Source organism: Myxococcus llanfairpwllgwyngyllgogerychwyrndrobwllllantysiliogogogochensis (assembly GCF_006636215.1).
Taxonomy (GTDB): Bacteria; Myxococcota; Myxococcia; order Myxococcales; family Myxococcaceae; genus Myxococcus; species Myxococcus llanfairpwllgwyngyllgogerychwyrndrobwllllantysiliogogogochensis.
Genome location: NZ_VIFM01000209.1, coordinates 1 through 20020 on the forward strand (window position 1 = coordinate 1; position 20020 = coordinate 20020).

A 20020-nucleotide genomic window follows, 5' to 3' on the forward strand; every position below is an offset into this window, starting at 1 on the left:
CGCCTCCTCCGGCGCAGCCCTCCCTGTCCCCCCTGACGCCCGCGTACGGCACGCCGCCGGCGGCGCGCGCACTGGCGGCGCACCCCCTGCCTGGCGTGGCCTCTCCGGCCCCCGGCCTGCCTCGGACGGCGGCTCCGGCTCCCGCGCCGGGCCTGCCTCGGATGGAGTCGGCGGCCCCCGCCCCGGGTCTGCCTCGGATGGAGTCGGCGGCTGCCGCCCCGGGCCTTCCTCGGATGGAGTCCCCGGCCGTGGCTCCCGTCAGCCTTCCTCCGCTGGAGTCCGTGGATACCCTGCCAGGGCTTCCGGTGATGGCGGAGAGCGCGCCTCGCGCGGAGAAGCCGCGTCCCCCGTCGGTCCGGACTCCTTCTCAGCCGGGTGTCGCGGAAGTGCATGCCCGTCCCGCGTCGCTGTGGCGCCGGCTGCTCTCGTTCACCATCGACACGGCGGCCATCGCTGGCGTGGCGGCGCTCTACATCACCCTCGCCTCGTCGGTGACGGGGACGAAGGCGCCCGTGGCCGGGCTGACGGGCCTGGACGGCTTCGTCGCGTGGCTGCGCGCGCTGCACACGGTGTTGCTGCCGGGCTTTTTCCTGGTGCTGATCCTGGCGCTCGTGTACTGCGCGGTGGCGGCCTTTCTCTGGAATGGACGCACGCTGGGCCGGCTGCTCCTGGGCCTCCGCCTGGTGGACACGCATGGACTGGCGCCCGCTCCGGGTCGGGCCATCGTGCGGGCGCTGCTCGCCAGCGTCTCCTTCGTCCTGTTCCTGGGCGGATTCTGGATGGCGCTCTTTGATCGCCGCGGACAGACGCTCCATGACAAGCTGACGTCCACTTTCGTCGTTCAACCCAGCTGATTCACCGCTTCATTGTGCCTTGCGGCCGCGGCCGTAAGATGCCGCGCCTACATGCCCGCCCGCCTCGCCCAGCTTCTCGTCTCCCGCACGCTCCTTTCCCAGGAGAAAGCGGGAGAGTTGTTGCGAATACAGCAGGCTCAGGGCGGGCACCTGGACACGGTGTTGCTGGAGCAGGGCCTGGTGAGCGAGACGGATGTGCTCGCGCTGCTCGGGGACGTCGCCGGCTTCAGACCGGTGAACCTGGTCGACTTCGAGCCGAACGCCGAGGTGGCCTCCTTCATCCCGCCGAAAATCGCCGAGCGGCTCAGCGTGGTGCCGCTCTCCCTGGATGGGCAGACGCTGCACGTCGCCTGCGCGTATCCGGTGCCGAAGAAGGAGCTCGACGAGGTCGGCTTCCTGTTGGGCAGGCCGCTCGAGCTGTGGGTGGCGGCCGAGGTGCGAATCCGCGAGTGGATTTCCACCATCTACCGCCAGCCCCTCGCGCCGCGCTTCGTCCAGCTCGTCGCCGCGCTGGACCCCGAGAAGCAGCTTCCCGTCACGCCCCCGCCGCCTCCTCCACCGGATGAGTCCCTCACGGTGGAGATGGTGGAGCGGCTGGCCCGTTCGGTGGCGCGAGAGCCCCTGACCACCGAGGCGAGGCCCACGCCGAAGGCGCCGCCCGCGTCCCAGCGGCCTCCGCCGCCTCCTCCGCCCGACACGGCGGCCGCACCGCCTCCCGCGTTCGTCCGGGCGCCCCTGCGCCTGAACATGCCCGCGGCCGAGCACCCCGCCACGGCGACGCCGTCGAGGCCCGACACGCGTCCGGCCCAGCCCCCCGTCCTCACCGCGACGCCCCCCATGGGCGCACCGACCCGGCCACCCGTCGGCGCACCGGCACAGCCCCCTGTCCTCACCGCGACGCCGCCCGCCGGAGCACCGGGGCCGCGAGGCGCTCCTGTCGCGCCGCCACCCCGAACCACGGAGGCCACGCCCTCGACGCGTGTCGCCCCTACCGCGACACCAGCGGCCCCGTCCGTCGCGGCGCCTCCGCCCGCGCGTCCCGCTGACAGCGCGAAGCCCGCCTCTCGCCCCGCCGACGGCGCGCAGCCCGCCTCTCGTCCCGCTGACAGCGCACAGCCCGCCTCTCGTCCCGCTGACAGCGCGAAGCCCGCCTCTCGTCCCGCCGACGGCGCGCAGCCTGGTTCGCGTCTCGCCGATGGACCGCAGCCCGTCTCTCGTCCCGCTGACGTCGCGCAGTTCGCGACGCGCCCCGCTGACACCTCGCAGCCCTCGACCCGTCCCGCGACGGCGCCGCCCACTGGCGCTCAGCCCGCTACCCGGCCGGCGACGAATCCCGCTGGAGCGCAGACGGGAGCCCCGCAGGTGTGGCCCCCGGCGCCGCCCGCGCAGCCCGGTACGGCGCCCCAGGTCTGGCCTCCGGGCCCTCCCGCGCAGCAGTCCGCGGCCGACGCGCTTCCGCCGCCCACGCTCCGCTTCGGCTCTCCGCTGTCGGGAACGCGTCCGGACGCCCCCGTTCCGCTCCAGCCGCCGCGCTCGAATGAGCCCGCGTTCATCGTCTTCCCCAACCCGGGCAAGCCGTCCGCTCCGGCGCAGGCGCGTCCTCGTCAGGCCGAGCCGGAAGCACGGCCGCCCGCCTCGCCCGCCAGCCAGGACGTTCCGGACTGGACGCTGGCCCAGGCGCGCGCGGCGCTGAAGGAGTCCACCAAGGACCGCGACCGGCTGATGGACGTGGCGCTGCGCTTCGGCCGGCGCACGTTCGACTATGTGGCGGCCTTCGCCGTGCTGCGTGGCGCGGCGGTGGGCTGGGACGGTCGTGGCGAGGGCATGACGGGTGAAGGGCTCGCCCAGGTGTCCGTGCCGCTCGACGCGAGCAGCGTCTTCCGCACCGTGGCAGTGACGCGGGGAAGCTACGCGGGCCCGTTGCCTCCGGACGCGCTCACCCGACACTACCTGGAGCTGTTCGGTCGGCAGACGCCGCGCACCGTGTTCCTGTACCCGGTGGAGGTGAAGGGTCGGCTGGTGGCCATCCTCTACGGGGATTGCGGCCAGAAGCCGATGAGCCAGCGCCGGCTGTCGGACTACATCCTGTTCTGCCAGGACCTGTCCTCGGCCTTCCAGGAGCTCATCCTGTTCCGCAAGCAGCGCGTCACCGCGGAGCCGCGCGCGCCGGAAGAGGACATCTCCATCGACGTGGACGTGCCGGTCGCCGCAGCTCCTGTTCCCGCGCCCGCGGTGGTGGCGGGACTGGGCTGGGGCCCCTTCTTCGGCCGAGGCACCTCCGGCACCATGGGCCGCGCCGCCGCGTTGCCGCCGCGCGCGCAGTCGCAAGAGGAGCGCCCGCCTCCGGACTTCGCGCCGCTGCTGCGCCGACTCACCGGCCCGGACGCCGCGCAGCGCTCCAACGCGATGGTGGAGCTGGCGCGCTCGCCCGAGGCCAGCGCCCGAGTGCTCGCCCAGCACTTCCCCGGCCCCACCGCCTGGAGCCGGCTGCCCGTCGTCGAGCTGCCCGAGGCGGACGAGCTGGGACCGATTCCCGCCGCGCTGTCGCGCCTGGGGCGTCCGGCGGCGCAGGCCCTGTCGCCGCTGCTGGATTCACAGGACGCGGACACGCGCTACTTCGCGCTGCTCACGGCGGGCAACCTGCCCTACGTGGAGCTGGTGGATGGCGTGCTGCGCGGGCTGTTCGACCTGGAGCCGGATATCTCCAGCGCCGCGCGCGTGGCCGCCGCCGCGCTCAAGCAGTTGCCCCGCCTGGACGCGGCGCTGCGTGAGCTGCGCCAGGAGCTCACGAGCCGGGACATGATGCGTCGTGCGCTGGCCGCGAGGGCGCTGGGCAGCCTGCATGACCGCGAGGCCGTCGAGGGCCTCATCCAGCTCACGAGCAGCGACGACGAGATGTGCGCCCAGGCCGCGGCGGAGGCGCTGCGTGAAGTGACGCGCATGCCGCTGGGCCTCAGCCCGAAGCAGTGGGCGACCTGGTGGCTGGAGAACCGCAGTCGCCGCCGCGCGGACTGGCTCATCACCGCGCTGCGCCACCGTGAACTCGACGTGCGCCTTGCCGCCATCGAGGAGCTGAGCCGCGCGCTCAACGACACGCTCGGCTACTACGCGGACGCCCCCGAGGCGGAGCGCGAGGTGGCCGTGCGGCGATGGGAAGCCTCGGCGGTGGACCCAGCCAACGCGCGCCGGCTCGGAATGCTCTGAGCGGGCCTGACCAAACAGGCGGGGAGACCGGAGGAGCGAGAGCTGCTCATCGGTCCTCGGTCGCCCACCGCGCGCGGAGGTTGGCGGCCATTTTCAAGGCATCGGCATCAGAGGCGGACTGAGCCATGGACTCGGCTCTTGCCAGGCACGAACGCGCGCTGTCCGCTTCACCTGACCGCCAGCGGACGTCCGCCAGGGCGAGCAGCAGGAGTGGCTCTCCTTCCGCGGTAGCAACTGCTTCTTCGTAGTAGAGCGCTGCCTGCGAAAGCCCGCCGACTTCCTCGCAGAGAAGGCCCGCTGTTCGAGCCAGGATGGATGCATTGGCGGGCCTTTCCTTATCCGGCCGAGTCCGAGCCAGCGCGGATTCCAGGCACGCGATGGCCTCGGCCGTCCTGCCTGCCTGGGCGAGAGCGGACGCGGTACGAAGGGGGTTCTCGTCATTCACCATGACTTTCTCCTCATCAACACTGGCATCGAGTGGGAAGCCCTGCCGCAGGACGTGCTCGACGTCTCGGGCATGACGTGTGGGCGCGGGCTCCGCGACCAGGAGCCAGGACGTGCTCGGGTGGCCCCGCACCCGTGACGAACACGGAGTCGACTCGGAGCCAGGACGCCTGCCCGCTCCGAGCCGACCGCCATCCCGGACTATGCTGACGTCCGTGACACGGGCACGAGACAGAGCGTCATGACGAGCGGGATGTGGATCAGCATCATCGCCTGCGCCGGGCAGCTCGCGCTCGCGGGTCTGGCGCTCGCGCGCGTGGGGCGCAGCCCGTTGGCGCTGCCCCTGTCCCTGCTGTCCATCGCGCTCTCCACCTGGAACTTCACCGGCTTCGCGCTCGAGCGTTCGGGCGAGCCGGGATGGAGGCTGGTGGGCTTCGCCGCCGCGCTGATGACGGTGCCGTGTACCCTGCACTTCGCCCTCGCCTTCGTGGGACGACGTCGCCGCTCGGCCTGGGCCATGTTCGGCACCTACGCCATCTTCGGCGCCCTGGCGATGACGATGCTCGCGTCGCTGGGGGCACCCTCGCTGGCGGCGCGGCTGTTGACGTTGCGCTTCGGCATCTTCGTCACCGTGCTCGTGGCACCGCCGCTCAGTGCCGGCTTCGCGCTGCTCGGCTTCCACCTGCGCGAAGCACGTCACTCCGACGAGCGGGCCCGCGCGGGGCTGATGGTGCTCGGCCTGACGCTGGTGGTGGCCCTGCTGCTGACGGAGCTCGCGGTGGAGCTGGGCCTGCGGCAGGTGCCTCGCCTGGGCAGCCTGGGCACGCTCCTGGGCCTGCCGGTGATGGCCACGGCGTCGCTGCGCTTCGGACTCTTCGGTCGAGACCAGGGAGAAGGCGCTCCGCGCATGGCCCTGCATGCGGCGGCCCTCGCGGGCGTGGGCGTGCTGGCGTACCTCACCGTCTTCCGCCTCTTCGCCGCGCAGGTCGGCGCCCTCGTCGTGTTCACCACGGCCATCACCTTCGCGCTGCTGGCCGCCACGCGCCGAGGTGTCACCGCGTTCGTCACGCGCGCCGAGCGCATGGAGCGCCTGGCCACGCTGGGCCGCTTCTCCGCGCAGATGGCGCACGACTTGAAGAACCCCATCGCCGCGCTGAAGGGCGCCGCGCAGTACCTCAAGGAAGAGCACGCGCGGGGCCAGTCGTGGGCCAGCCACGGTGAGTTCCTGGACCTGATGCTGGAGCAGGTGGAGCGGCTGGGCCGCGTGGTGGACACGTACCAGCGGCTGGCACGCGTGGAGCCCCTCCCCCACCCCGTGGACCTGGGGCGACTGGTGGAGGGCGTCCTGTCGCTCCAGGCCTTCGCGAGTCCGGGGCAGGTCTCCATCGTCCGCGAGCTGGAGGCGGGTCTGCCACCCTGCTCCGGAGACGCGGACCTGCTGGCCAACGCCGTGGAGAACCTGGTGCGCAATGGCGTCGAGGCCATGCCCGGAGGTGGAACCCTCACGGTGCGCACCCTGCGGGACGGCCCCGGCGTGGCGGTGGAGGTGGAGGACACGGGCGAAGGCATGGACGTGCGCACCCGCGAGCGCGCCTTCGACGACTTCTTCACCACCAAGGCCGCGGGCAGCGGGCTTGGCCTGGCCTTCGTGCGGCGGGTGGTGGAGGCACATGGCGGCACGGTGAGTCTGACAAGCCGCGAGGGGCACGGTACGGTGGTGCGCCTGAGCCTGCCGATGGAAGTCCGGCAGGTCGGGAGTGGGACTGAAGGAGAAGCCGCGTGAGCGAGGCGTTGAAGGGGACCGTGCTGCTGGTGGATGACGACCCGGCGGTGGCCAAGGTGCTGGGAGCGCTGCTGTCCCAGGCGGGGCTGACGACGCACGCGGCGCGCGACGGGAAGGAAGCGCTCGCCATGCTGGAGCGCAAGCCCGTGGACGTGGTGGTGAGCGACGTGCGCATGCCGGGCATGGACGGGATGCAGCTGTTGAACGAGGTGGCGAAGGGCTGGCCCGACGTCCCCGTCATCCTGCTCACCGCGCACGGCACCGTGCCGCTGGCGGTGGAGGCGATGAAGGCGGGCGCGGCGGACTTCGTGCTCAAGCCCTTCGACCGGGAAGAGATTCTCTTCACCATCCGCAAGGCGCTGCTGCGAGCGCAGGGCGAGGCGGCGCACGAGCCGCTGCGGACTCCCAGCGCCTTCGTCGGTGGCAGTCAGAAGATGGCGGAGGCCCAGGCCTTGCTGGCGAAGGCAGCCACGGGCATGGCCACCGTGCTGCTGCGGGGCGAGTCGGGCACGGGCAAGGAGCTGGCGGCGAAGGCGGTGCATGACGGCAGTCCGCGACATGCGGGCCCCTTCGTGAAGCTGCACTGCGCGGCGCTGCCGGACACGCTGCTGGAGAGCGAACTGTTCGGCTACGAGAAGGGCGCGTTCACGGGGGCGGCCACGCGCAAGCCGGGCCGCGTGGAGCTGGCCCACGGGGGCACGCTGTTCCTGGACGAAGTGGGAGACATCTCGCCCGCCGTGCAGGTGAAGCTGCTGCGAGTCATCCAGGAGCGCGAGCTGGAGCGACTGGGCGGCACGCAGACGGTGAAGGTGGACGTTCGCTTCGTGGCCGCCACGCACCAGCCGCTCGAGGACCTGGTGAAGGCGGGGCGCTTCCGCGAGGACCTCTTCTACCGACTCAACGTGGTGCCGCTCTGGCTGCCCGCCCTGCGCGAGCGGCCCGAGGACATCGAACCCCTGGCGCGACACTTCCTGGACGTCCATGCGCGGACGAACGGCAAGCCGCCCTTCACGCTCACCGCCGACGGGCTCGCGGTGATTCAGGCCCAGCCCTGGCCGGGCAACGTGCGCCAGCTCCAGAATTTCCTGGAGCGGCTGGTGGTGCTCTCGGATGGACAGACGCTGACGGGTGAAGACGTCTCGCGCGAGCTGGCTCGCCAGCCCGGCCTCTCCGCCCCCGTCCTCACGCCGTCCCTGGGCACCACGGCCCTGCCCGCGACTTCAAGCGCGCAGCCCGCGGGCGCCGAGTCTGGACGCACGCTGGAGTCCCAGCGCAAGGACACGGAGCGGCAGGCCATGGTGGATGCGCTGAAGCGCGCGGGAGACAACCGCACGCTGGCGGCGCGGCTGCTCGGCATCAGCCGTCGGACGCTCTACAACAAGCTGGAGGAGCACGGGCTGGTGTAGCCCACCGGCTCACGCCTGCTGGGCGGCGGCCTCGCTCAGCGAATCCAGCTCCTCGTGGAAGTTCTGGATGAGCACATGCGGGTCGGGGACGCGGAGGACATCCGCGGCCACGCCCACCGTCACCTGGCCCGCGTAGCTGAAGAGACTCACGCCCAATCCGAGGTGCCCCGCCTGCGGCACCCAGAACGTCAGCTCTCGCAGCGTCACGCCCGCCAGGGACACCGGCTGTCGGGGGCCGGGCACATTCGTCGCCACCAGCGAGGCCTTCGTGCCGAAGGCATCCACCACCGCCCGCTCCACCGGGGCCGGCGTGTACCCCAGCAACCCCAGCGCGCCGAAGGTCACCACCGCCTCCGGTGACTTCTTCACCAGGCCCATGCGCCGCGACAGCTCGTGCAGCCGACGACGCGGGTCCTCGATGTGTACGGGCAGGCGCAGGAACACCAGACCGAAGCGATTGCCCAGCTCGCGAGGCACCGGCTCATCCATCGGCCGCAGGTTCACGGGCACCAGCGCATGCAGGTCCTCGGGAGGAACGTTGCGAGCCTCCAGGTAGCGCCGCAGCGCGCCCGTCAGCACCGCCAGCAGCACGTCATTCACCGTGCCGCCCAGCGCACGGCCCACGACCTTCACGCGCTCCAACGGAATGGGCGAGGACCACGCCGCGCGCTTCTGCGTCCCCAGCGGCCCTCGCAGCGGCGTGCGCGGGTCCGGAGTAATCACCATCAGCTTGCCGAGCGCCGCCGCGCTGAGCGCCCCCTGTCGCAGCAGGTCTCCAGCCAGGATGGGCTCGGCCGCCAGCTCCGCGCCCTTACGCAACACCGTCCGCGCCGTCCCCGCCGCCGCGCGCGCGCCGCGCACCCACCGCGCAAGCCCGCCCGACGAAGCCCGCGGGTGCTCGCGCGGAGGCTCGGTGTTCGTCGCGTCGCCATCCGTGAGCGACAACAACAGGCGCGCCAGGGCGATGCCGTCGGAGATGCAGTGGTGCAGCCGCGCCAGCAGGATGTCTCCGCCCTGCGCGCCCTCGAGCACGTGGAACTGCCACAGGGGCCGCGAGCGTTCCAACGGCGTGCTCATCCACTCGCTCACCAGCGCCTCTTGCGCGGCGCGGTCTCCGGGCGCGGGGACAGGCAGGCGCAGCAGGTGCGCGTCGAGGTCGAAGTCCGGCGCATCCTCCCATTGAGGAAGGCCCAACCGTCCCAGCACCACGCGCTGTCGGAAGCGCGGGTAGCGGTCCACCAGTCGCGTGCGGGTCTCCGTGCGCAGGCGCTCGAAGTCCACCCGCCCCTCGAAGAAGAGGACCGCCGTAATCATCATCAGATTGGCGGGTTCCTCCATGTGGAACCACAGCGCATCCACGCTCGCCATCCGCTCCTGTGTCGCCATCGCCTCGCGTGCCTCCCTGAGCGCTCAGACCGCGTCCCAGGAATCCGGGACACGCCATGATGGCGCAGGTTGACCTCGCGTGGTGGGTGGACTTTCAGGAGCGCTACGGCGCCACGGCCTCTTCGCGCTCGAACTGGAAGGTCTGCTTCGTCGCATCATCCAGCGTCAGCGTGAGCGCGCCCTGCTCGAAGTCCCACCGGTACGAGCCGCCCCGGAACTTCACCTTCGAGCGCGCCAGGGGGATGACCCGTTTGGCGCCGCAGACCGGCCCCACGGCCTGTCCGTCGCGGGCCAGGAGCTTCACGTGGTGCTCACCCAGGACCTCCACCATGCCCCAGGCGCGAACGACCAGCGCGTTGCCCTGTCCCAGCGTCGCGTCCTTCAGCGCGGTGCGCAGCACGAAGCACCCCTCGGGAGTGATTCGCAGCGTGCGCGCATAGTCGGCGCGGGGCTGGGGCTCGATGCGCGTGAAGCCTCCGTCCGTGATTTCGGGCAGGCTGGCCGCGGTCAGCCGCCACTCTCCCACCAGCTTGCCGGGCACGGTTTTCGTCGAGCCCGTCTGGCCCTGGCAGGGGTCCTTCAGCTCCTTCTCCGGACTCGGAGGCGCGGGCTCGAAGGCACGCTGACACGTGGGGCCGCACGTGCGCGCCGCGCACTGGGTGTCGTCTTCCGCACACCCCGCCTTCAAGGTGCAGGACTTGAGTCGGTCCAACGCCTGCTCACAGCCCTCGCGCAGACACCGGTCCACGCATTCGGGCTCGATGCACTCGGCCACGCACACCCAGTTGGCGCTGCCACAGACACCCGCCACGGTGCGAGGACGCTCGGAAGCCCCCTGTGCCAGCGCGGAGAAGGAGAAGCCCAACAGACTCGCCAGGAAGAAGAACCCACGAAAGGAGCGCATGCCGTGGAGCAAACTAGGCACGGCCCCTTCGGGGCGAAGCCCTCGCGTCGGGTGGGCTGTCCACCCGAGAGCAATGCCTGCCTGGGGCCTCAGCAGAAGTGCCAGCGCCAGGTGCGCACATCCCCGGGGTCCACCAGCTCCAGCTCGAAGGCGAGTGTCTCGTAGCGAGCGAACTCACGGGGGTCCACGCGCAGCAGCGTCATGCCCGCGGGGTTCTGACCGCGCAGTGGCGACACCGTGAAGGACAGCTCCGCGTCGAAAGCCACCTTGTAGAAGAGGCAGAAGCCATCCACGCGCCCCTCTTCCATCACCGGGCGCTCGAAGCGCACGCGGTGCGGCAGCCCATCCGCCGCCATCGTCTCCAGGTCGAAGGCGAACGCGGGCTCCGGGTCACACAGCAGGTGGTCCACCTCGTACGAGCGGACGACGCGCGTGAAGTACGACGGGTTCATCGCCTCGCGCAGCGTCTGCAGGCAGCTGTAGTCCACGCTGGGGAAGCGCTGGCTCCAGATGAAGGGCAGGCACGCCTCGTCGCGAAGCTGCACTGGCTCGATGAAGACCTCGAAGCGGTTGGGCAGGATGCGCCCGCCGGGCCGCAGCAGCCGGGAGCGCAGGTCCAACATCCTCGGCACCAGGCCCGCGTCGAAGAGGGCCTCGCCCAGAAGGTCGTGCAGCAGCACGTCCACCTTCTCCGGGGCCTGGAAGTTCCACGGGTGCGAGCGCACGAAGTCGATGTGCTCCAGCCCGTTGCGCCTCGCCACCCACTGCGCGGTGTCCAGCAGTCGCGAGCCATCCACCGCGTACAGCCGCCGGGGATGTCGGCTCGCCGCCAGGAAGGTGCGCAGCCCCGTCCCCGAGCACACGTCCATCACCACCTGGCCGGGCTTCACATAACGCTCACACGCCTTCTGCCAGGCCAACACCCGTGCCGGGTCCGCCAGCGCCGAGTCCTGCGGCGTGGGACTCGACAGCGACAGGCTGTCCGGCACCACGTTGCGCAGCGGCAGCTGGGACATCAGTGGCAGGTGGCTCAAGCGAGAACGAAGGTCCATCAACGCCTGCCGAGGCAGGTCGAGCAGATTGGGCATGACACCCCCCGAGATGTGAGTCGAATCCACCGTGCTCCAGGCAGCCCCCCGGAACCGGGATTACCAACCATGCGGGACAACCCATGCTCCGGCCCATCCAGCGAAGGGGCTGGGTCTCTGTCCCCGCTTGAACAGGCATTCGGGTTCAGCAGCGAACAGAGCGCGTCAGCCAGGGATGGGCGCGTCCGCGCTGGAGGGGCCCGCATGTCGGGAGCGGCGCGCGAGCCAGTCGTGAAGGAAGGCGCGAACGGCGGGGTGGCGCGAGTCGCGGAAGGCCTCGGGTGTCGTGTGCTCGACGATGCGGCCCTCGTGCAGCAGGGCCAGGCTGTCGCCCACCTGGAACGCGGTGGCCACGTCCGGGGAGATGACGAGGGACGTGGCGTGCAGTTGGTGCTTGCCAGTGAGGATGACCTCCGCCACGGACTGCGTCTTCAGCGGGTCCAGCCCCGCGGTGGGGTCGTCGTAGAGGAGGATGCGCGGCTCCATGACGATGGCGCGGGCGAAGGCGGCGCGCTTGAGCATGCCGCCGGACAGCTCCGCGGGCAGTTGCGTCGCGGCGTCCTCAAGTCCCACCAATGCCAGCACGCGGTCTACCCGCGCGCGCACCTCGCGCTCGGGGAGTCGGGTGAGCTCCCGCAGGGGGAAGGCCACGTTGTCCTCGACATTGAGCGAGTCGAAGAGGGCGCCTCCTTGAAACAGGATGCCCAGCTTCCGGCGCACGCGCGCCATCCCTTGCGTGTCCAGGTCCGCGAGGTTCTCGCCGTCCACGCGCACGGTGCCCCGGTCTGGAGACAGCAAGCCGTCGACGTGCTTCATCAGCACGGACTTGCCGGAGCCGGACACGCCCATCAGCACGCAGGTCGTGCCTTCGCGCACCACCAGGTCGACTCCGCGCAGCACCTGCTGCGGGCCGAAGGACTTGTGCACGTCCAGCAGCTCGATGACCGCGCGCGGCGCAGGCTCGCTCATTGTCTCGCCCCCCGTGCCGCCGACACCCGGGAGGACCGGGCGCGGCGTCAGGAGCGGGCAGTGTCGCCGCCCACGCCTCCCCGCCGCGAGCCACCTTCCAGTCTGGGACGGACGCTCCCCACTCGACACAACGGGAAGCGGAAGGGCTCCGACGCCAGCGAGGAGCTTCGTGCTGAACGCCCTCAGGCGAGGACGCGCACTCCCCGCTCGGCTCAGCGGGACCAGATGACTCAGTTGTCGGCGAGGAGCTTCGCGCCGAACGCACTCAGGCAAGGACGCACACTCCCCGCTCGACACAGGGGGAAGCGGAACGTCTCAGACGCCGGCGAGGAGCTTCGTGCCGAACGCCTTCAGTCGCTCGCACGCCTTCACCAGCTTCTCCCGGGGAATGGAGAACACGGCGCGCACACGCTCGGGGTCCGAGCACCAGGGCCCGCCGTTGAGCACCACATGCGTGTGCTCGTACACGATGCGCGGCAGGTTCTCCGGCGTGAGCTTCTCGCCGTCCACCTCGCGTCCCAGCCAGGACGTCATGCGAGGCGCGAGAAAGAGGCCACCCGTGTCTCCCGTGTCCGAGCGCCCGTCCGCGGGCAGCGCTTGCACCAACAGCTCGCGCTTCTCCGCCAGCTCGCGCCGCATCTTCGTCAGGAAGGTCCGCAGCGAGCGGTGCCGCGCTCCATAGAGGAGCTGTCCATCCGGGCTGCGTGCATAGGCCGCGTACAGATACGCCGCCGCGCGAGCCGTGACGAGGTGCAACACCCCCGGGCCCCCGTCCCTCATCACCGAGGCCAGCGCCCTGTCTCGCGTGGCCAGCCACCCCACGCGCAGCCCACCGGCCGCGAACTCCTTGGACAACCCACCCAGCACCACGGTGCGCGCGCCCACGCCGGGAACCGCGCCCTCCAGCGTCACCGGGCTGTGCACCGTCTCCGCCGTGGGGCTGGTGAGGTTGACCAGTCCGAAGATTTCATCGGACACGAGCAGGCACCGCTGCTCCACCACGTAGTTGGCCAGCGCCACCAGCTCCTCGCGCGCCACGTAGACGCCCGTGGGGTTGGACGGCTGGGAGATGACCACGGCGTCCGGACCACTCGCACCCTGGCCTCGTCGCGCCAGCAACTCCGCCAGCGTCCCCTGCTCCACCTCGCACCCCGCCGAGACGAACGTCGGCGGCAGCACGCCGTAGCAGGGCGTCACGACGAAGACACGGGGGGCTCGCCCCAGGCGCTTGCGCAGGGCCACACCCAGGTGGTGGATGAGCGGCCAGACGCCCGGCGCCATGACCAGCTCCTCGGGCGAGTACCGCGCGGCGCGCGTCTCCAGGAGGAAGGCCGCCACCGACTCGGCCAAGCCCGTCTGCGCGCCCGTCTCGCGTGGCGCGGCGGCGGCGGCGATGAGCCCCTCCACCAGCGGCTGCGGCAACGGGCCTTCATTCTCTCCGTAGTCCAACCGCACCAACTCCGCGTCGTCCTCGCGAAACACCTTGGGCGCGAAGGCGGGGAAGCCCGCCAGCGCATGGACGCGCGAGGAGCGCGGCAACGGAGCCACCGGCGCACGGCGCGGCCCGGGAGGCTCCGGCTCCGCGAAGGAGATGCGGAACGACAGCAGGTCCGCGAACGTGCGCTCATAGAACCACTGCGCCAGCGTGCTGATGCGCGAGTACGTCACCTCCGCCGCCACCTCCAGGTCTCCGCGCAGCGGCTCCGGAACGGGGAGCAGCAGCGTCAGCTCCAGGTCCGGCCACACCGCGTTCTTCACCAGGCCGTAGAGCACGACGAGGTTGGGCGAATACGGCTCGCGTGCCAGGAACTCGAACAGCGTGAGCGGCTCCACCTCACCGGTGATGTTGAAGAAGGCGCTCTCGTCCAGCACCACCCAGATGCCCCGCCGCGCCGCCTCCGCGATGATGTCGCGCAGCACGGAGAGGTTGGTGCGCTCGCCCTTTTCCACCGTGAGCAGCACCATCTTCACGTCGAACGCGGACAACAGCCGGCGAATCTCCTCCAGCGTCGTGTGCGTCACCGTGGCGCGCACGCCCGCCTTCTCCAGCGCCCGCGCGTAGAGTGGATGGAGGTTGCGCGACACCAGCACCTCGTCGCCCACATCACACGTGGCGAGCAGCAGCGAGTACACCGCCTGCTCCCGCTCGGGCGCGACGAACAGCTCCTCTTCCGCGAGCCGCAGGCCGAAGTAGCGCTCCAGGTAGCGCACCACCTGGCCTCGGAACGACACGTCTCCGGCCTCGTGCGCGTACGGCAACAGCGGCCCCTTCGACAACCGCTGCGACAGCGCGGAGACGAAGCCGAGCTGCTCGGGCGACGCGGCGCCCAGGTCCAGTTCTTCCTGGAGCGTGGGGATGCCCAGCTCGCGCAGGGACTGACGCAGGGCCAGCGTCTCGCGCGGGCGCGACAGGTGCGCCTCCCAGACGGCCACCTCGTGCCACACCGCGTTCCCGGACTGGAGCCAGCCCAGCGCCGTGGCCGCGCGCAGCGGCTCCGGACTGCGAGCCTCCATGAAGAACTCGAACTCGCGCCCCGTGCGCTGCTCCAGCGCCACCAGCGGACGGATGTCCGTGTCCGCCGCCTGCCGCACCCGCCGAGCCACCCGCACCCGCGTGGTGAAGCCGCGCCGGGTGAACATGCGCTCGATGATGGGGCGGCCCGGACGGCCCGCCAGGTTGAGCAGCAGCTTGCCCGTGGGCGCCAGTCTCTCCGGGGCCTCGTCGAGCAGCCGGGCGATGAGCCCCAGGCCGAAGTGGTCCTCGTACACGTTCTGCAACGTGCAGTAGTTGGAGAGGTCATACAGCGCCTGCTCATCCGCCTGGGACAGCTCGCCGGGCAGCTCCTCCGTGCGCAGCACCTGGGGGATGCAGCCCACCACGAAGTCCCACGCGGGCTCCGCGGGCACGCCGCGCAGCAAATCGCTCTCCGCGAAGGAGAGGCGGGACACGAGCGACTCGTCGCCGTTGAGCCACGCGTTGCAACGCGCCACGACGGGCGAGTGCGGGTTGAGGTCCGCGCCGTGGATGTGCGCCAGCCGGGTGAACTTCGCCAGCGCGATGCAGATCCACCCCGAGCCCGCGCCCACCTCCACCAGTCGCTTGCCGGCGTACTCGTCCAAGGGAACGCTGAGCAGCCCTTCCATGAAGGTATAGGCCCAGGATTCGGGCGCGAAGATGGAGGGGAGCAGGAAGAGCTCCAGGCGCTCCTGGGACGCGCCCGCCACCACCGTCACCGTCACCAGCCGCAGGGGGGCCGACTCGGGCTGCTCGCGCGACAGCTCCGCCAACTCGCGCAGCTCCACCCGGGCCCGGGCGCGCCGCTCCGGGTGCCCCAGGTCCTCCGACAGGGCGCGCAACAGGTGGAAGGCCTCTCGGGGGGAGGAGGGATAGGTCGGCATGGCGCGCGGACTGTCCCGGGCCCACCGCCCTGTGTCAACGCACCCGTGGCGTGCGCACGCAACCCTTTGGCGCCGTGGCTCCAATCAAGTTTTGAGCCCTCGGCCGTAATAGGGATGCGGTGGGTGGGTTGGAACGGGAAGGGACGGCTGGAGACGATGAACTCGGTCACGCTTGTGGACAGACCCCGTAGTGGAGAGGGGGCACTGATGGAACTCAGCTTCTGGTCGCCGGCCAGGCCCGGCATGCAGGGGATGATGAGCGCTCAGCCGATGCGAAACCGGGTCCTCCGAGACCCCGTGCGTGTCCGCTGGGAGTCGCAGCCCTGGCGGCGTCAGCTTCGCAATCCGGAGGAGTTCGAGACGCCGGTGTCTCGCTCGGCGCTGGTGAAGGCGCTGCTGGACGAGCAGTTGGAGGTGGACGCGGAGGTCGCGCGCTTCGCTGGGGCGGCGGAGGACGCCGACTGCATCAGCATCGCGCAGGTGGTGCGCTTCGCGGATCTGCTGATGCGGCGCATGACGCTGGCGGAGTCGGATGACCAGATGCTCCAGTTGGCGCACCTGCGCCGCAACGCCGAGGACCTGGCGGAGCGGATGACGGAGTGGGCCAACATCGGCCGGCTGTAGCGCAGCACACGAGGCATTCCCGTCTTCGCTCGACGAAGAGGACGGGAGGGGGGACCGGTGGAGCAGCGGGGCGGACTGGCTTTCGCGCCTCTGCTCCACCGGCGCATGACGAAGAGGCTCCAGTGGACGAGCGACCCGAGGGACTTCCAGCCTGACTCACGGAGGACCGAGCACGCTCTGGGAACAGGCGCCCTCGCAGGCCAGCAAGCGAGTGCTGTCATCCGAGTAGCTCAGGGTCGCGACCAGGAACGGGTTGATTGCGAAGCGAACCTGCTGCCCGTCCTCGAAGACGAGCCGCCCGGTGACGAGACAGGGCGCGAAGCCCAGGTCCTCCGAGTCGTGAATCTCCCGCCAGGTGACTTCGCGCGACTGCGCGAAGAAAGCGCGGACCTGCGGTTCCGTGAGCACGAAGTCGGCGCAATTCTGGTCCTCGCGGCGTCCTTTCGTGGACTCACTGAGCCCCAGGCCCAGACTCTCGATGCGCGCTGAAGCGGGCACGAGGGAAGTCGTGGGGGCTCTGGGACTCGCGGAGGACGACGCCTCGGTCGGAGTCGAATGAGCGCACCCTTGAGCCACGATGATGCTCAGCCAGCCGACGGCTCTCATGCGCCAACGAAGGGACATGAGCCCACGTTAGCGGGGCCCGCCGCGACATCAAGCCAGGCGAGCAGGCACGCCGGAAACGCACCGTCACCAGGGGGGCCATCGTCCACCACTGGCCGTTAGGCTGGGGGCCCGCCCTGTTCCGGCCCGCGTGAGCGCGCGAGTGTCTTGACAGGGGTGGAGGAGCGCTGTTCTCACGGGGGACATGTTCTCCTCGCTCGTCCTCGCCGCCACGCTGGCGGCTGCTCCTGCTCCTCGCTCCGCCGCGTCGGCCCAGACGGTCGTCCACGTTCCCAAGCTGGATGCGTTGACGGGGCTCTCCGCCTTCCTGGAGCGCGCGGGCACGCACGCCGCGCTGCTGCGTCCCTCGGCGTGGCGCGCGGAGCTGCACCCCTTCCTCACCATCGACCCCACGCGTCCGGAGACGCTCACGGCGGTGGGCCTGGATGCGACGGGGCCGGCCACGGTGTCGCTGCGCGAGGACGGCCGCGTGTCCTGCATGCGGGTGTCGGACGCGAAGGTGTTCCAGCAGAAGGCGGCGGAGGCCATGACGGAGGCGGGAGGCGCGGAGGCGAAGCCCGTCACGGCGAAGGGTGTGACGACGGTGAGCACGACGCGCGCCGCGGGCGGGGCGATGGGCTACGCGCTCAAGGGGCAGGAGGTCTGCGCCTTCGGGGCCACGGATGAAGGTGGCGCCGTGTTGTTGAAGGAGTCCGTGAAGCTGGTGGGCAAGGCGCCCGCGCCGGATGCGCGACTGAGCAAGGTCGCGGGGGTCGCGTTCCTCGCCACGGGCGGGACGGTGGTGGGGTTGGATGGCACGGCGAGCGGGCTGAAGGTGGATGGCACGGCGATGAAGCTGCCGCTGCCGCCGTTCCAGGCCAAGAGCAACAGTCCCTATGGGGCGATGAAGCCGGAGGGGTTGCTGTTCTCGCGCGTGGCGGTGGCGCCGGCGGGAGTGTCGCAGGCCGTGGGCTCGCTGCGCGCGAGCATCCAGGCCCTCTGCCCGACGTGTCCCAAGGAGCAGGTGCAGGCCTCCGCGGACGCCGTGGCGAAGCAGCTCACGGGGAACATGTTGGTGAACATGAGCAACGTGCAGGTGCGTGGTTCGCTGCGGACGCGGGAGGCGCGCTTCTTCGCCGTGAAGCAGGCGTTGGCGGCGGAGGTGAAGGACGCGGCGGCGGTGAAGAGCGCGCTGGCGCCGCTGGGCACATTGCCCGGAGCGAAGGCGCTGGAGGACGGCTGGGCGCTCACGGTGAAGGGCGGCAGCGTGCTCGTGCGACAGAAGGGCAAGCACCTGGTGGTGGGCAACGACGAGACGGTGATGCAGGCGACAATGGCGGCGCTGCCGGAGACGACGGCGAAGCAGGAGCGCGCGGCGGAGTTCACGTTGGACCCGAAGCTGCTCGCGCGGGGACTCTCCCAGGTGTCGCTGTCGGACGTGCTGTCGGACGAGCAGCTCGCCGCGCTCTTCGCTGTCAGCTCGGAGCTGGGCCCGCTGCTGGCGCGCAGTGAGCGAATCACGGGCTGGATGGACAGCGTGCCCGGAGGCGCCCACCGCTTCGTCTTCGACTGGACGCTGCCGGAGTCGAAGTAATGCGCGGCAGGGACGGCGGCTAACGCGCCTCCACGCCCCGGAACACGGCGCCGTCCAGCGACAACCGTGTTGCCGCATCCACCAGTTGCTCCGTGGCGATGATGATGCCCGGGGCATCCGCCAGCCGGAACAGGTCCACGTCCACTGGAAGCGTCGCCGCGTCGAGAACGATGGGCGCTGGAAGGGGCCCCTCCGCGTCACTGATGCCGCATCGAGGACACGGCGGCTTTCGCGTCCAGGTCAAAGCGTCGGGATGAAACCGGCCCTGCACATCCAGTTGCAGGTTCAGCAGCATCGGTGGGCTCTTCGTCCTGAAGCGCACCGAGACCTCGCTCCCCTGGAGCCCCCGAGCGCCCGCCTCGCGGAGCCGAACCAGCGCGTCCTTTCGAATGCACAGGGACCAGCTCGCGGGCAGGAAGAACGGGCCGAAGCTTCCCGAGCCAGTTCCCGTCAACGGGCCCAGCTCCGTTCCGGCATCGAGCACCGCATTCACGGGAGCCAGCGGGCGCACCAGCTCACGCAACCGCTCGAGTTCATCCAAGGGGACAGGAGACGGGTCAGACAACCGTTCCTGCTCCGCAGGCGGGAGGCTCGACAGGTCGACGCACGGATATTCGAGACCCAGCGTAGCGCCGCTCAGGCCGCACAGCGGGCAGGGCTCCACGCCCGGGAGTCCCCACCGATGCGTGGCGTTCAGCTCGCCTGAGTAGCGCGACGACAGGTCCTGCTCGACTCGGAAGTACTTCATTCGCTCTTGCCGACCTCGGGTCACGGCTCAGGGGTCCGTGAAAAGCTGGGGCCCCGGTGGCGCAATGGGATGCCCGTAGTAGGGCACGATCTGAGGCATCCCCTCATTTGGCAAGCTGGCGAGGACGCCGCAGGTCGGCCGGTTCGAGCGAAAAGCAGGGCACCCTCGACACCACGTACCGGGTGAGAACTCCCCCCATCAATGAAAAGAAGGTGCATGCCTTCCTCGACGGACTCGTCGTGGACGACCTGCATGCCGAGAGGGTCTTGTCGCTTTCACTGGCGACGCGGGGCGTGGTCCCTGCGGCCAGCCTGCCATGATGCCTGAGGCCCCGTTGCGACCACTGATTCGCGAGCAGCCCGTTTTCCGCGAAGCCTTCGGTATCAAGTGAGGGATGCCTCAGGTCAGTCCCAGCAAGTACATTCCGGCGGATGGGGGGTCGCTGTCATGTCGCAACCAAGTAGGGAACGCCGGTGGACGTTGCCGGCCCGAGGCTCGGACTGGGTCGTCGTCCTATCCGCCAGCCGCGAGGCACAACGGAACCGGGTGCCGGACGTCTTCGTCACGTCCGCTCTCGACCACTGGCTGACGACGCCCATGGCGCGCACGCTGCATGCCATGGACGAGGCGCTCGGCGGCGGCCCGCCACTGGGGCAGTCCTGACTGGAGCGCGGCCAGTACGAGCGGCGCCTCAAGCAGCGGCTCGCCGACGCCTTCACCCGCGGCGAGCTGGTGGCGCTGGAGGTGGAGCGCCCCGTGCTCGTGCCCCCGCCCTGGCCGGATACGTTCATCCAGAAGCCCGCGGAGGCGTCCATCGAGGAGCCGACATGGCTGGTCATCGAGTTGACGGACGAAGGGGGCAAGCCCATCCCCAACGCGCACTACAGGGTGACGCTGCCGGACGGCACCACTCGAGAGGGCACCCTCAACAAGAACGGCTACGCCCGCGTGGACGGCGTGAATCCGGGGGAGAGCCAGGCCTCCTTCCCCGACCTGGACGGAAGCAGTTGGAGA

Annotated in this window: 15 protein-coding genes and 1 pseudogene; 8 read left to right on the plus strand and 8 right to left on the minus strand. The window is 70.7% G+C overall.

All coding sequences use genetic code 11. The features are described from left to right. Positions 1-854 (plus strand): RDD family protein (locus tag FJV41_RS35870; protein ID WP_306440925.1); only part of this gene is annotated, 854 nt, incomplete at its 5' end. A gap of 51 nt (positions 855-905) precedes the next feature. Next, on the plus strand, positions 906-4058 hold the full coding sequence (locus tag FJV41_RS35875; RefSeq protein ID WP_141647112.1) for a GspE/PulE/PilB domain-containing protein: 3153 nt from the start codon (positions 906-908) through the stop codon (positions 4056-4058). A gap of 46 nt (positions 4059-4104) precedes the next feature. Here the strand turns inward: FJV41_RS35875 and FJV41_RS35880 are convergent, their stop codons facing one another. Further along, the gene (locus FJV41_RS35880; RefSeq protein WP_141647113.1) at positions 4105-4506 is read right to left on the minus strand and encodes a hypothetical protein; all 402 of its coding nucleotides are present in this window, start codon (positions 4504-4506) and stop codon (positions 4105-4107) included. Positions 4507-4743: 237 nt separating this feature from the next. On the opposite strand from FJV41_RS35880, the gene FJV41_RS35885 reads away from it, so the two are divergent. Further along, positions 4744-6285, plus strand: coding sequence for a two-component system sensor histidine kinase NtrB (locus tag FJV41_RS35885; RefSeq protein WP_141647114.1), 1542 nt, complete (start codon positions 4744-4746; stop codon positions 6283-6285). After that, positions 6282-7691 carry a sigma-54-dependent transcriptional regulator gene (locus tag FJV41_RS35890; protein WP_181791156.1) on the plus strand — a complete coding sequence of 470 codons (1410 nt, stop codon included), beginning with the start codon at positions 6282-6284 and terminating at the stop codon, positions 7689-7691. Before FJV41_RS35885 ends, FJV41_RS35890 begins: the two co-directional genes overlap by 4 nt. 9 nt (positions 7692-7700) lie before the next feature. On the opposite strand, the gene FJV41_RS35895 is transcribed toward FJV41_RS35890, so the two are convergent. From FJV41_RS35895 to FJV41_RS35915, 5 genes are all read right to left on the minus strand, one after another. Further along, positions 7701-9077 carry a WS/DGAT/MGAT family O-acyltransferase gene (locus FJV41_RS35895; protein WP_141647115.1) on the minus strand — a complete coding sequence of 459 codons (1377 nt, stop codon included), beginning with the start codon at positions 9075-9077 and terminating at the stop codon, positions 7701-7703. A 103-nt stretch (positions 9078-9180) separates the two neighbouring features. Continuing rightward, a complete protein-coding gene (locus FJV41_RS35900; RefSeq protein ID WP_246137626.1) occupies positions 9181-10002 on the minus strand; it encodes a hypothetical protein in 822 nt (273 codons plus the stop codon). Positions 10003-10070: 68 nt separating this feature from the next. After that, entirely contained in the window at positions 10071-11069 is a 999-nt protein-coding gene (locus FJV41_RS35905) for an SAM-dependent methyltransferase (protein ID WP_141647116.1), read from the minus strand. Between the two features lie 165 nt (positions 11070-11234). Continuing rightward, entirely contained in the window at positions 11235-12038 is an 804-nt protein-coding gene (locus tag FJV41_RS35910; RefSeq protein ID WP_141647117.1) for an ABC transporter ATP-binding protein, read from the minus strand. Between the two features lie 315 nt (positions 12039-12353). Continuing rightward, positions 12354-15437: an aminotransferase class I/II-fold pyridoxal phosphate-dependent enzyme gene (locus FJV41_RS35915; protein ID WP_141647118.1), complete on the minus strand. Its 3084-nt coding sequence runs from the start codon at positions 15435-15437 to the stop codon at positions 12354-12356. Between the two features lie 207 nt (positions 15438-15644). Here FJV41_RS35915 and FJV41_RS35920 point away from each other — a divergent pair, with 207 nt between their 5' ends. Then, complete coding sequence (locus FJV41_RS35920; protein WP_174459702.1) at positions 15645-16061, plus strand: hypothetical protein; 417 nt, start codon at positions 15645-15647, stop codon at positions 16059-16061. A 156-nt stretch (positions 16062-16217) separates the two neighbouring features. Here FJV41_RS35920 and FJV41_RS35925 read toward each other — a convergent pair whose 3' ends face one another. After that, positions 16218-16559 (minus strand): hypothetical protein, encoded by a 342-nt coding sequence (locus tag FJV41_RS35925; RefSeq protein WP_141647120.1) that lies wholly within the window; start codon positions 16557-16559, stop codon positions 16218-16220. Positions 16560-16869: 310 nt separating this feature from the next. Between FJV41_RS35925 and FJV41_RS35930 the strand changes: the two genes are divergently transcribed. Then, positions 16870-18258 (plus strand): hypothetical protein, encoded by a 1389-nt coding sequence (locus FJV41_RS35930; protein ID WP_141647121.1) that lies wholly within the window; start codon positions 16870-16872, stop codon positions 18256-18258. 19 nt (positions 18259-18277) lie between these two features. Here the strand turns inward: FJV41_RS35930 and sitI6 are convergent, their stop codons facing one another. Beyond that, complete coding sequence (sitI6, locus tag FJV41_RS35935; RefSeq protein ID WP_141647122.1) at positions 18278-19006, minus strand: SitI6 family double-CXXCG motif immunity protein; 729 nt, start codon at positions 19004-19006, stop codon at positions 18278-18280. A 447-nt stretch (positions 19007-19453) separates the two neighbouring features. Between sitI6 and FJV41_RS52605 the strand changes: the two genes are divergently transcribed. Further along, positions 19454-19669, plus strand: coding sequence for a hypothetical protein (locus FJV41_RS52605; protein ID WP_181791158.1), 216 nt, complete (start codon positions 19454-19456; stop codon positions 19667-19669). A 93-nt stretch (positions 19670-19762) separates the two neighbouring features. After that, positions 19763-20020, plus strand: a pseudogene (locus FJV41_RS52610) (carboxypeptidase-like regulatory domain-containing protein); the annotation flags it as partial.

What these genes read in the sequence shown, in the direction of transcription:
- FJV41_RS35875 (WP_141647112.1), top strand. Translation starts at nt 906, where the DNA reads ATGCCCGCCCGCCTCGCCCAGCTTCTCGTCTCCCGCACGCTCCTTTCC.
- FJV41_RS35880 (WP_141647113.1), bottom strand. Translation starts at nt 4,506, where the DNA reads ATGGTGAATGACGAGAACCCCCTTCGTACCGCGTCCGCTCTCGCCCAG.
- FJV41_RS35885 (WP_141647114.1), top strand. Translation starts at nt 4,744, where the DNA reads ATGACGAGCGGGATGTGGATCAGCATCATCGCCTGCGCCGGGCAGCTC.
- FJV41_RS35895 (WP_141647115.1), bottom strand. Translation starts at nt 9,077, where the DNA reads ATGGCGACACAGGAGCGGATGGCGAGCGTGGATGCGCTGTGGTTCCAC.
- FJV41_RS35905 (WP_141647116.1), bottom strand. Translation starts at nt 11,069, where the DNA reads ATGCCCAATCTGCTCGACCTGCCTCGGCAGGCGTTGATGGACCTTCGT.
- FJV41_RS35910 (WP_141647117.1), bottom strand. Translation starts at nt 12,038, where the DNA reads ATGAGCGAGCCTGCGCCGCGCGCGGTCATCGAGCTGCTGGACGTGCAC.
- FJV41_RS35915 (WP_141647118.1), bottom strand. Translation starts at nt 15,437, where the DNA reads ATGCCGACCTATCCCTCCTCCCCCCGAGAGGCCTTCCACCTGTTGCGC.
- FJV41_RS35920 (WP_174459702.1), top strand. Translation starts at nt 15,645, where the DNA reads ATGGAACTCAGCTTCTGGTCGCCGGCCAGGCCCGGCATGCAGGGGATG.
- FJV41_RS35930 (WP_141647121.1), top strand. Translation starts at nt 16,870, where the DNA reads ATGTTCTCCTCGCTCGTCCTCGCCGCCACGCTGGCGGCTGCTCCTGCT.
- sitI6 (WP_141647122.1), bottom strand. Translation starts at nt 19,006, where the DNA reads ATGAAGTACTTCCGAGTCGAGCAGGACCTGTCGTCGCGCTACTCAGGC.
- FJV41_RS52605 (WP_181791158.1), top strand. Translation starts at nt 19,454, where the DNA reads ATGTCGCAACCAAGTAGGGAACGCCGGTGGACGTTGCCGGCCCGAGGC.